This window comes from Bradyrhizobium sp., from assembly GCF_049512235.1.
Lineage (GTDB): Bacteria > Pseudomonadota > Alphaproteobacteria > Rhizobiales > Xanthobacteraceae > Bradyrhizobium.
In genome coordinates, this window is sequence record NZ_JBEKXH010000190.1 from 1 (window position 1) to 11,844 (window position 11,844).

12 protein-coding genes and 1 pseudogene are annotated in these 11,844 nt (G+C 62.7%); 10 read left to right on the forward strand and 3 right to left on the reverse strand.

From position 1 onward, the window contains the following. From ABSG20_RS18400 to ABSG20_RS18415, 4 genes are all read left to right on the forward strand, one after another. Nucleotides 1–1,915: formate dehydrogenase subunit alpha (locus ABSG20_RS18400; protein ID WP_423865939.1), on the forward strand; the 1,915-nt coding region annotated here is incomplete at its 5' end. A gap of 13 nt (nt 1,916–1,928) precedes the next feature. After that, nucleotides 1,929–2,531, forward strand: a complete 603-nt coding sequence (gene fdh3B / locus ABSG20_RS18405) for a formate dehydrogenase FDH3 subunit beta (protein ID WP_423865940.1) — start codon at nt 1,929–1,931, stop codon at nt 2,529–2,531. 48 nt (nt 2,532–2,579) lie between these two features. Then, nucleotides 2,580–3,587, forward strand: coding sequence for a formate dehydrogenase subunit gamma (locus ABSG20_RS18410; protein WP_423865941.1), 1,008 nt, complete (start codon nt 2,580–2,582; stop codon nt 3,585–3,587). A gap of 32 nt (nt 3,588–3,619) precedes the next feature. Beyond that, nucleotides 3,620–4,846, forward strand: a complete 1,227-nt coding sequence (locus tag ABSG20_RS18415) for an oxalate decarboxylase family bicupin (protein WP_423865942.1) — start codon at nt 3,620–3,622, stop codon at nt 4,844–4,846. Between the two features lie 53 nt (nt 4,847–4,899). Here the strand turns inward: ABSG20_RS18415 and ABSG20_RS18420 are convergent, their stop codons facing one another. Next, a complete protein-coding gene (locus ABSG20_RS18420) occupies nt 4,900–6,888 on the reverse strand; it encodes a 4Fe-4S binding protein (RefSeq protein WP_423865950.1) in 1,989 nt (662 codons plus the stop codon). A gap of 268 nt (nt 6,889–7,156) precedes the next feature. Here ABSG20_RS18420 and ABSG20_RS18425 point away from each other — a divergent pair, with 268 nt between their 5' ends. From ABSG20_RS18425 to ABSG20_RS18450, 6 genes are all read left to right on the forward strand, one after another. Beyond that, complete coding sequence (locus ABSG20_RS18425; RefSeq protein WP_423865943.1) at nt 7,157–7,693, forward strand: DUF6505 family protein; 537 nt, start codon at nt 7,157–7,159, stop codon at nt 7,691–7,693. Next, nucleotides 7,690–8,703: a DUF6352 family protein gene (locus tag ABSG20_RS18430; RefSeq protein WP_423865944.1), complete on the forward strand. Its 1,014-nt coding sequence runs from the start codon at nt 7,690–7,692 to the stop codon at nt 8,701–8,703. The genes ABSG20_RS18425 and ABSG20_RS18430 overlap by 4 nt, the downstream gene beginning before the upstream one ends. After that, entirely contained in the window at nt 8,700–9,209 is a 510-nt protein-coding gene (locus ABSG20_RS18435) for a DUF3305 domain-containing protein (protein ID WP_423865945.1), read from the forward strand. Before ABSG20_RS18430 ends, ABSG20_RS18435 begins: the two co-directional genes overlap by 4 nt. A 35-nt stretch (nt 9,210–9,244) precedes the next feature. Then, a complete protein-coding gene (locus ABSG20_RS18440) occupies nt 9,245–9,880 on the forward strand; it encodes a DUF3306 domain-containing protein (RefSeq protein ID WP_423865946.1) in 636 nt (211 codons plus the stop codon). A gap of 51 nt (nt 9,881–9,931) precedes the next feature. Next, nucleotides 9,932–10,543: a TorD/DmsD family molecular chaperone gene (locus ABSG20_RS18445; RefSeq protein WP_423865947.1), complete on the forward strand. Its 612-nt coding sequence runs from the start codon at nt 9,932–9,934 to the stop codon at nt 10,541–10,543. 89 nt (nt 10,544–10,632) lie between these two features. Then, on the forward strand, nt 10,633–10,758 hold the full coding sequence (locus ABSG20_RS18450) for a hypothetical protein (protein WP_423865948.1): 126 nt from the start codon (nt 10,633–10,635) through the stop codon (nt 10,756–10,758). Between the two features lie 71 nt (nt 10,759–10,829). Here the strand turns inward: ABSG20_RS18450 and ABSG20_RS18455 are convergent, their stop codons facing one another. Together ABSG20_RS18455 and ABSG20_RS18460 are read right to left on the reverse strand one after the other, a co-directional pair. After that, a complete protein-coding gene (locus ABSG20_RS18455; protein WP_423865949.1) occupies nt 10,830–11,621 on the reverse strand; it encodes an ABC transporter permease in 792 nt (263 codons plus the stop codon). Next, nucleotides 11,618–11,844, reverse strand: a pseudogene (locus ABSG20_RS18460) (ABC transporter ATP-binding protein); the annotation flags it as partial. The gene ABSG20_RS18455 and the pseudogene ABSG20_RS18460, both read right to left, overlap by 4 nt.

Below are 11,844 nucleotides of genomic sequence, written 5' to 3' on the forward strand. Positions count from 1 at the left end.
CGCCAAGGAAAAGCCGGCGACGCTGATCTGGGCCATGGGACAGACCCAGTTTGCGACCGGAACGGCGAATGTCCGTGCCAGCTGCATTCTGCTGTTGGCCACCGGAAATGTCGGATACGCCGGAGGCGGTGCCAATATCTTTCGCGGCCACACCAATGTGCAGGGCGCCACCGATCTCGGCCTCGATGTGACGACGCTGCCGCTTTATTACGGGCTTGCCGAAGAGGCTTGGCGGCATTGGTGCCGGGTGTGGGAAGTGGATTACGAGTGGATGAGATCCCGCTTCCCGAACCAGAAACTGATGGAAACGCCGGGCATTCCGAGCACGCGCTGGTTCGATGCGACCTTGCTGCCAAGGGATCAGGTCAGCCAGCCCGATAGCGTGCAGGCGATGTTCATCATGGGACATGGCGTCAATACGATTACCCGGATGCCGGAAGCGGTGCGGGGCATCGAGAAGCTCGAATTGCTGGTGGTCTGCGATCCCTATCCGACGGCGTGGTCGGTGCTGTCCGAGCGCAAGAACGGCACCTACCTTTTGCCGGCCTGCACCAGTTTCGAGATGGATGGCTCGCGGACCGCCTCGAACCGCTCGCTGCAGTGGGGCGAGAAGATCGTGGAGCCGGTTTTCGAATCCAAAAACGACTACGACACGATGTATTTGTTCGCCAGGAAATTCGGTTTCGCCGAGGCGATGTTCAAGAACATCAAGGTTGAGAACAACTCGGTATCGGCGGAGGATATCCTGCGGGAGATCAATCGCGGCGGCTGGTCGACCGGATATTGCGGGCAATCGCCCGAACGGCTCAAGGCCCACATGAAGAACCAGGCCAAGTTCGACCTAGTCACCCTGCGGGCGCCGAAGGATGACCCGGAAGTCGGCGGCGACTATTACGGCCTGCCATGGCCATGCTGGGGAACGCCGGAGTTCAGGCATCCCGGTACGCCGATCCTCTACAACACCAATCTGCCGGTGAAGGAGGGCGGTGCCACGTTCCGCGCCCGGTTTGGCGTCGAACGCGTCGTCAAGCGCAAGGTGATGGAAAACGGGCAGGAGGTCGAAAAGGAGGAGCACGATAACCTTCTCGCCGAGGGCTCCTATTCGGCCGGCTCCGAAATCAAGGACGGATATCCCGAGTTCACCTTGGCGGTGCTCAAGAAGCTCGGCTGGGACAAGGACCTCACGGCGCAGGAAATGGAGATCATCCAGCGCGTGAATTCCGCCAATCCCGATGCCGTGTCGTGGTCGCTCGACCTTTCCGGCGGCATCCAGCGCGTGGCGATCGAGCACGGCTGTTCGCCCTATGGTAACGGCAAGGCGCGCATGATCGCCTGGAATCTGCCCGACCCAGTTCCCGTCTACCGCGAACCGATCTATACCCCACGCCCGGACCTCGTCGCCGATTATCCGACTTTGCCGGACGCCCAGCAGTTCCGGGTACCCAACATCGGCTTTTCCGTGCAGAAGGCCGCGGTCGACAGGGGCATCGCCAAGCAGTTCCCGCTCATTCTCAGCTCCGGCAGGCTTGTGGAATATGAAGGCGGCGGCGAGGAGACGCGTTCCAACAAGTGGCTCGCCGAGTTGAAGCAGCACATGTATGTCGAAATTAATCCCGCGGATGCGGCGGAGCGTGGCATCCAGGACGGCGGATGGGTCTGGGTGACCGGAGCCGAGAGTGCGTCAAAGACTCGCATGAAAGCGCTCGTGACCGAGAGGGTAGGCAAGGGCCTTGCCTGGATGCCGTTTCATTTCGCCGGCTGGTACGAAGGGGCCGATCTGCGCGCCAAATATCCCAAAGGCGCCGATCCGATTGTGCTTGGCGAGAGCGTGAACACGCTTACGACCTACGGCTATGACCCTGCGACCGGCATGCAGGAGCCGAAGGCGACCCTTTGCCAGATCAGGGCAGCGTGAGAGGGCGGACGCGATGGCGCGCATGAAATTCCTTTGCGACGCGGACCGATGCATCGACTGCAACGCCTGCGTCACAGCCTGCAAGAACGAGAACGAGGTGCCTTGGGGTATCAACCGCCGCCGCGTCGTTACCATCAACGACGGCAAGCCTGGCGAGCGCTCGGTATCGATGGCCTGCATGCATTGCACCGATCCGCCCTGTGCGGCCGTTTGCCCGGTCAGCTGCATCTATCCGACCGAAGACGGTATCGTGCTGCATTCGAAGGATTTGTGCATCGGCTGCGGCTATTGCTTCTATGCCTGCCCGTTCGGGGCGCCGCAATACCCGCGGGTCGGCAATTTCGGTTCGCGCGGCAAGATGGACAAGTGCACCTATTGTGCCGGTGGTGGCGGCGATGAGCCTTCCGGCAGCGCTGAGGAATATGCGAAATACGGCTCGAACCGGTTCGGCGAAGGCAAGCTGCCGCTATGCGCCGAGATGTGCTCCACCAAGTCGTTGCTCGCGGGCGATGGCGATATCATCGCCGAGATCTACAAGGAGCGCGTATTGAAACGCGGCTATGGTTCCGGCGCGTGGGGCTGGCTGACGGCGTATCATGAGGGTATCGAGGTCTGACGGGCAAACCGTGACAGATCATCGGAGCATGAAAGGACGGTGATCGTCATGACGCTTCTTGCGCACATCCGCCTCGCGACCTTCGCCATGATGCTGGTCGGGATTATGGCTTCAGCCCCTGCGGTGGCACAGAAGCTCGGCCCCGATGGCGCGCCCGATCCGACCGCAAGCGGCGTCGATGAACGGACCCTGCTGAAGCAAGTGCCGCGTGTCGAGGGCCGCATCGACATTCCCGATACCAGGGCGGCCGTACTGATCCAGCCGGCGGGACGGACCTGGGATTATTTCCACGAGGTACTGCTGCATTGGGGCGGCGCGATCGTGATATCGGGCACCATTGCGCTACTCGGATTGGCCTACATGATTTTAGGGCGGATCCGGATTGCAGCGGGGCGCTCGGGACAGAAAATCCTCCGCTTCAAGGCCTTTGAGCGTTTTTCGCATTGGCTGACGGCGGTGTCGTTCGTCATTCTCGGCCTTACCGGCCTCAATATCACTTTCGGCAAGATTGTGCTTTTGCCGGTCGTCGGCGCGGACGCGTTTTCGGAAATATCCGAGGTCGCGAAGTATTTGCATAACTTCACCAGCTTTTCCTTCATGGCCGGGCTCGTCGTGATCGCGGTGATCTTTTTCAGGGACAATCTTCCGGAAAGGGTTGATATCGACTGGCTCAAGCAAGGCGGTGGTTTCATCAAGGGCAAACATGCGCCCGCCGGACGCTTCAATCTGGGCGAGAAGCTCGTTTACTGGCTATCCATTGCGGCCGGCGCCGTTGTCTCGGTCTCGGGCCTTCTGCTGCTGTTTCCCTTCTACGGAACCGATATCGCCGACATGCAGCTCGCCCAGGTGGCGCACGCCGTCGTGGCGATTTTATTCGTCGCTCTGATCCTGGCCCACATCTATATCGGCACGCTCGGCATGGAGGGGGCGTTCGAGGCCATGGGCAGCGGCGAAGTCGATCTCAACTGGGCCAGGGAGCATCACGATCTCTGGCTTGCCCGACAACTCGCAAGCCAAGACCGCCACGGACAGCCTTCGGCGAGCGCAGCAGAATGAACATCTCGATTTTACTCGAGGAGTGAAAAATTATGGACGATATCACGCGACGTACCATATTGGCGGCAACCGCTGCCGGTGGCTTTTTTGCTGCGGCGGCAACGGCCGGCGCGCAGAGCAACGAACCGATCCCGCAACCGATGCGGCCCGGACATGGCGGCACCGATCCCGGTCCGCGCAATCTCCTCCGCGACCGGCAGAATCCGGATATCCTGGTTCCGCCCCCGACCGATCACGGCACGCTGCCCAATCTGCGCTTCTCGTTCTCCGATTCCCATGTGCGGCAGGAGAGCGGCGGCTGGACCCGTCAGGTCACCGTGCGAGAACTCGGGGTCGCCAAGGATATCGCCGGGGTGGACATGCGCCTGAACGCCGGCGGCGTTCGCGAACTGCATTGGCACAAGGCTGCCGAATGGGCCTATATGCTTTACGGCAGCGCCCGCATCACGGCGATCGACCCGCAGGGACATGCCTTCGTCGACGACGTCGGTGTCGGCGATCTCTGGTATTTTCCGCCGGGCTTTCCGCATTCGATCCAGGGGCTCAATCCTGACGGCTGCGAATTCCTGCTGGTTTTCGACGACGGGGATTTCGACGAGGACAACACCTTCCTTCTTAGCGACTGGTTCAAGCACATTCCTGAAGAGGTGCTGTCGAAGAATTTCGGTGTCCCCGGCGCCTCCTTCGCGCAGGTTCCGGATCCGAGCCAGCTTTATATTTTCGCGGCCGCGGTGCCGGGGGAGCTCAGCTCCGACAAGATCGCCGGCGCAATCCCGGTGTCGCCTACTCTCAGCCACAAGATGCTGGCGCAGCAGCCGATCAAGACCAAGAGCGGCACGGTGCGGATCACCGATACCAGCGTGTTCCCGGCTTCGAAGACGATCTCGGCGGCGCTGGTGGAGGTCGAGCCGGGCGGCCTGCGCGAGTTGCACTGGCATCCCAACACCAATGAATGGCAATATTACATTGAAGGGCAGGCGCGCATGGGCGTGTTCGCGGCATCAGGCCAGGCGCGGACCTTCGATTTCATGGCTGGCGATGTCGGCTACGTGCCGTTCGCGACGGGTCACTACGTCGAAAACACCGGCACGACGACGCTGCGCTTCCTCGAAGTCTTCAAGAGCAGCTATTACGCCGATGTCTCCCTGAACCAGTGGCTGGCGCTGACGCCGCCCGAACTGGTGCAAGCCCATCTGAAGCTGGATCCGCAGACCCTGGCGGCGCTCCACAAGGAGAAGTTCCCGGTGGTGCCGGCCTGATCCGCTTGGGTCGACGTAATTTTCGGGCGGAAGGGCGAACAGGGGCCGACGATTCAACTCTTGTCGCGGCCGCCCTGCTTTTGCGCCTCCCGCTCGCGCAGATAATCGTCGGTGGTGCGGGCGGGCTGCCTTTGCACGGCGTAGGGATCGAAACCTTGCTCGGTGGCGGCAGCTACGCGGCAATCGTCGCACATCTTGATGACGTCGAGCCGTCGGGATGGGCCCGCATACATCCAGTGCTTGCCTTCGAGCTGCGCCAGCACACGTTCAATCGTGCTCTTCACGCCGAACGGCTTGCCGCAGCGGATACAGCAAAACGGCTCTTCTTCCTTGAGGACGCGGGCAGCGGCCCTGGCGGCGCCAAAGTCGATCCGAGGTTTCAGCGTCATGACATGTTCGGGGCACGTCGCCTGGCACAGCCCGCACTGCACGCAGGCATCTTCGACAAAGCGCAGCATCGGCCGCTCGGGGTCGTCGCGCAGTGCGCCGGTCGGGCATGCCGACACGCAGGACAGACATAGCGTACAGCCGCCAACGTCTATCTCCACCGCCCCGAATGGCGCTCCCTGGGGCAGCGCGATGACATCGACGGGGGTGGGGGCAGCGCGATGAAGCTCGGTCAGGGCAAAGCGCAACACGTCCCGCTTCCGCCCCGTCGGCCGGAAGCTTGCCGGACGCGGCGCCGGCAGCATGAACGGTATCGCACGTAGTGCAGCGGCAAGAGTCTCCGGATCATCCGTCTCGATGGTCGCAATCCGGCCGGCGCCGAAACCGAGCCCGGTAAGGATCGGATCCGCCAGTGCTATCGTTCGGATCAAGCCGGTGATATCATGGCGCGGCCGCGCCCGGAGCAGGAACCGCATCGCCACGGCACCATAGGCGAAGGCGGCCGCGACGGCCTCCAGTCCCACTTGCGTCGTCTCGTTGACCGCGAACGGCAATACATGCGCCGGCAAACCGTCGCCGAACCGTGCCAGCGCATCGATCAGTGGCGCGCCGTGGGAATCGTCATGCAGCAGCACGATCGCCCGTTCGCCGCCGGCTTCGCGATAGGCGATCAGCATCGCCCGCAGCTTGCGCATCAGCGCGTCCTCCGGCGGCAGTGCGTAGGACACCGCGCCAGTGGGGCAAGCCGCTGCGCACTGCCCGCAACCCGCACAAATCTGGGCATCGATCGCGACATGATCGCCGGCAGGTGTGATGGCACCCGCCGGACAAAGATCCAGGCAGCGCGTGCAACCTGTGACCTGCGAGCGCGAATGGGCACACCGCTTGGCGTCGAAAGCAACATAGCGCGGCTTCTCGAAACGGCCGACGAGGTCACGCACCTTGAAAACCGCCCGCAGCATCGCGGCGGGATTGCCGGGATCGGCGCGCAGATAGCCGTCGCGCAAATCGGATCCCGGGAAAAACGCCGGGCCGCCGGTCAAATCCAGAATGATGTCGCAACTCGATCGCGCATCATTGCGCGACGGCCCAAACACCAGCGTGCCGCGGGAGGATGGGGCCGGCTGCGCGAAGTCATCGACCGTGACCTCGAACGCGCCGAGATGACCACGGGCATTTCTGACTTTTCCTTTTGCCACCGGAAAATCGTTGATGCGCGGAGGCACGAGGGCCGCGGGCGGTTCGATCAGCACGGTGACATCCAGATGGTCCTTGAGCAGGTTGCCGGCTTCGACGGCGGCGTCGTTGCGGCCACAGATCAGGATAACGCCACTGCTTGCCAGTTCTACGAAGGACGCCGACGGCGCAGGCTCCGCCGCCGCCGCAAGCAACGCCGCCATTTTGGGCCCGGTCTGGGCCGCTTCGCTGGACCATCCGGCGGACTCCCGAATGTTGGCAAATTGGATCGGGCTTGCGCGGCCGATTTCTGCCGCAGCCTCCCGGAACAGAGCCGCCTCCTGCGTGCACCCGACCGTGAGTGGCGTGTCCTTTGCCGCGACGGCCCGGAAGCGATCAAGTTCGGCGCGGCACAGCTGGGTCGCGGTGACAGGCTCGCCACGGCAACCGCGGCGGATGGCGTCGGCGTCGACGGGCATCGTGTCGTCGCACGAGCAGATCAGGAGATGTCTGCTGAACTCAGCCATCGCACTCACCACTTCTTGTAGCTGGTCGCGGGTTACCCGCCACGAACCGCGACTGGCCCGGAACTTCGGGAAAGTATATACCGGTTGGGGGAAAAAACGCGATGCTGGAGTGGTGCCGAGGGATATCGGGCGCCCCGTTACGAGTATTTTGTGGCCTGGACACGCCGTTGTGGTCAGGCGCTCAGGGGAGGCCTGGGGCGATCGCGGGAGGACCGAAGCGGTGAAGCTGTTGCGTACCATCCGGCTTGATGCGTCGGATTCGTTCGTTTTCGAGCAGGCGGCGGAGCCCGGTGAGTGGGCGGTGTCGGGCGTCTTCGCATTTGCCCGTTGTGACCCCCGAAGTTTGCGGGGCAGGGCGCGCACCGCATTTCGTGCCGGCTTCCTGGGGGTGGGATCGCTCGGCCGTTCAACGCTGGCGCAGATCGTCGAAGCGAGCGAGCATGATCGCAGCACGGTCGTCGATGGGCTTGCGAGGCAGCTGGTAGCGCATTTCGGCGCTCCCGGCGTTGAAACGGCTCGCCTGGCTGCAGAAGAGGAGGTCAGTTTTGCGGCTTCGCTCTGCGACCATCCGGCGGGCGTGCTGGTCGCCGTAACGCGAAGCCAGGATGACGGGACAATCCGCGAAGCATTCCGTACGCTGCGCCCACGCGAGCGGGCTTTGCATGCGCGCGCTTTCGAGTTCCTGGAGGTGGTGGGCGACGATATGCCAAGCGAGCCCATCGAACTCGCCGGGCCGGGAAAGGGAGCGCAGCGTTGAGTGCACCGCGCGACTTCTGGCTCTCCTGCGGTCACCATTTGCTCGATCGCGACGCCGGCGGCAGGCTGCGTGTTACCGAGGAATTCCTCAAGGCCTATCTGGCGCGCCCGGAGCTTGTGCCGCCACCGCAAGCCTGCGCCGCGGAACGAGCGCTGCACCGTTCATTGCTGCACGATCCGCGGCAGTGCGTCACGAGCTCCCGCATTGCCGCCATCGCCGACGCCGACGCGCGCGAAAATTGGCAGATGATGATTTCGTGGCGCGATCATCTTGTAAAGCACCGCACCCTGGAAGCCGCCTATCTCGAGATTGTCAGGTGTAACATCAAATTTCCCCATGTCTTCATCGGCCAATTGGTCCACGCCATATTGCGAAATGCACTGGACGATTGCGACGATGTCTCCGTTCTCCGCGCCGCCGAGATGTTCTTCCGCCCGCAGAAACTGCTGATCGGCGAAGGGTCGGTCGTGGCGGTCGACGAAGAGATGGAGTCGTCGCTCGATCGGCAGCCCCGATCGCCGTTGGCCGAATTGCTTGGATTGCCCGCGACGGCAGATGTCGACCTGCTCAACGACGCAACCGCGGCAAGCTACCGGGAACGCAGCGACCGCTTTGACATGGCGCTCGACTTGGCGGCCGGCCAGCGCGGTTTGGCCGCCCTTGGCGTCGTCATCACGCGGTGGCTGTCGCATCTGCTTGCCATCGATGTCGCGATCGAAACCTTGACGGAACTGCATGACGCCCGATTATCCTGGTATGTGGGATTGAGTTCCGACGCCACGCGCATCGGCGATGCGATCTGGAATGGCGGCGAGTTCAGCGATGCGATGCGAGCCCAGCTCGTCGGCCTGTTCCGGCTGACCTTCCTTGACCCGGCAGATATGATCGAAAGGCTGCGAGGGGAGCCGGTGTACCTGCTTGTGGCAATGGCGCCTGACGAGGTGTTGCGGGTCAAGCCGCAAAACCTTGTGACCGGTCTGCCAATTCGGGACCAGGAGGCAGTCAATTGAGATCAACAGCTCTCGCGCGCATTGCGGTCGGTGTCGTGGTCGAGCGGCGCAAGGCCAGGAGCATGTGGGTCGATTTTCTGTGGCGACCGGTCTCGGTGTTTGTCGGAAATACACCGGCAGCGCCTTGGACGCCGCTTGATAGCGCGCCGGAAGCCACCTTGTTCTATGCCGGCGGGGCCGTGATTGAATTGCACCGCACCGAAACAGCCAATTACCGCAATAATCTTGCCTCTGGCGCGCCCGTCCTATGGGTGGTCTTGCGCCCTAAAGCTTCGGAGCAGCCGTATGAGCTTATTGCCGTGACCGCAGATCCGGCCGAAGGAGAGGCGTTCACGGACGCGGGCAGCAATCTGGTCGAGACCGTACCAATGCCGTCAGATGTTGTAGCGGCCCTCATCAAGTTCGTTGCCGAGCATCACGTCGAACGACCTTTCCTCAAGCGCCGCCGCCAACCCACGCAAGCTGCGCTCGCCTTGCGCAGAAGCCGACGGGAGAACGAGGAATGACCGCATCCGAGAATTTTGTCGCGCGCTGGGCACGATTGAAGCGCAACGCCGGCCTCCGGCGCGCGACCGAGGGCCTGACGGATACGGCAAGCCTGTCGACGTCGGGCGTGGCGGCGGGCGGTACGGAGGCGGCGATTGATGCTGCGGCCGATGAGATGTTTGATCCAGCTGGTCTGCCATCGATTGAAGACTTCACCGCCAACACGGATATAACAGGGTTTCTGCAAAGCCGCGTACCCGCCGAATTGACACGCGCCGCGCTTCGCCGGGCCTGGGCGAGCGATCCTGCGATTCGCGATTTTATCGGCATCGCCGACAACCAATGGGATTTCAACGACCCGAACGCGATACCCGGCTTCGGTCCGCTGCAAGAGCAAGACAGCGCGCCGGCTCTTCTGGCGCAGGCGCTGGGCAGGCATGACAATCTCGCCGAGATGATATCGGAGATGCCGTCAGCCGTGGAGCAGTCGTTGCCGGCGATGACCCCTCCGGAGCCCGCCCCTTCCGATCAGAGTGCGCAGCCAACACCTTATGTTTTGCCGTCGACCGATATTCGCGGTTGGCGAGAGCACAGCAGCGAGGAAAGCGCGGCTGTCGGCAACGATCCTGTCGCTGAAGGCGATGAACCCCGGCGAAATCGCCGGTCTCACGGCAGCGCCTTGCCGCGCTGAAATCCCGGCACGGGGCCGCGGCCGGTCGCATATTGCGGATGGAGAATGCAGATGCAGCAGTCCAGGTCTCAGTTTTCTTCCGGGCGCGTCGTCGATGAGATCGATCGCGCCCGCGCGCAGGAATATGCGCTGCTGGCCACCTTGCTGTCGCGCAGCCCGGATATCCAATTGCTTCGGCGCCTGGCCTCGCTGCGCGGCGACGCAAGCCCGCTCGGGCAGGCTCACGCGGCGCTCGGTGAGGCCGCGGCCCGAGCCGATGAGACTGGCGCAGCGCGAGAGTATTTCGAGTTGTTTAGCGGCCTCGGACGGCACGCGCTCTTGCCGTATGCATCGCACTATCTGGCGGGCTCGCTCTATGGGCGCCCGCTGGCGCGGCTGCGCGAAACCTTTCAGAATCTCGGCATTGAAAGGGCGGCAGGGCATTCAGAGCCAGAGGATCACGCCGCGATCCTCTGTGAGATCATGGCAGGTCTTGTCGGAGGAGATTTCGCGGGTCCGGCCGGCGCCGACCGTGAGTTCTTCGAAAACCATCTCGCGCCCTGGATGAGGCGCTTTTTTGTCGATCTGGAATGCGCCAGATCGGCTGACTTTTATGCTTGCGTGGGCTCGCTGGGGCGAATATTCGTCGACGTGGAAACGCAGGCCTTTGCCCTTGCGGCCTGAACATCGGATCTCCGGAAGCCTCGTCGTCCGCCAGACGAAATCGGCTGTCCGGAGGTTTTGGTAGTTGCGACAGAAACAGGAGAAAGACCATGCGGGCGTTCATCGTCGCATGCTTCGTCGCCGTCTTCATTGCGGTCGGCGCCGCCGCCATACTGGACAATTTGGTGCAGGAATCGTCCGCGCCCGCATTCGCCGAACCCAGCGCGAGAATCTAGTCCATAGCAAGGAAGCCGCGCTGCCCGCTCTCCCCTCACCCCAGAGCGCAGCACAGCTGCGCGGGGAACAATTATGCGAGACGATCCAGACGAAGTCGCTGACGCTCGTCGGTGAGGCGCCAGGCCGCGAGATAGGACGCCGCCAATGCGGACAGTCCGCTGCCGCCGGATAACAGGAACATCAGCAGTATCTGGTATTTGACAGCCTCCAGGGGATCAAGGCCCGCAAGAATTTGTCCGGTCATGATGCCCGGCAGCGTAACGATTCCTGCGGCGGACATTTGATTGATGATCGGCAGCAGGCCGCGCCGGATCGCCTCGCGCACCAATGGGGCGGTCGCTTCACGATAGCTTTCGCCGAGGGACAGGCGCGCTTCTATGGCCGGTCGCTCGCGCCGGACGGACCCGAGCAGGCTATCCAGGGACAGGCTCGCGGCGTTCAGGACATTGCCGAGAATAATCCCCGCCAACGGGATGGCGTAATGCGGGTCGAACCAGGGTTGCGGACGGATCGCGGTTGTCAAAGCCAGGATCGCCGTGACGAAGGTAGCGAAGCCTACACTTATCGCGCCGATGACAAGATTTGAATTTCCCTTGAAGCGGCGCTCCGGCCGCGCTGCGACCTCGCGCGCGGCGACCAGCACCATGACAATGACCAGAAGCAATGTTGCTGCAGGATTATCCAGCGAAAAGGCAAACTTCAATACATAGCCGATGGCGACAAGCTGCACGACCATTCTTGCCGCGGCGATGGCGAGCTGCCGGTGCAGACGGATCCCGAGCCAGATCGAAAGCGCCGCATCGAGGATGATGAGAGAGGCGGCGATGGAAATATCGAATGGCGTCAACAAGATCGGGGTCATGCCGTCACCAGATGTCCCGCCATCATGTGGTAGTGCTGACTGCCGAGGCGTGCCGCCTGTTTGGGGTCGTGCGTCACCAACAGGATCGATGTCCCGTTTGCCATTCGCTCCTGAAGCACGGCCTCCACCCGAGTGACCGATGCTTCATCCAGGGAACCGGTGGGTTCGTCGAGAAGCAAAACGCGTGGGTTTAACAGCAGCGCCCTTGCCAGCGACAATCGCT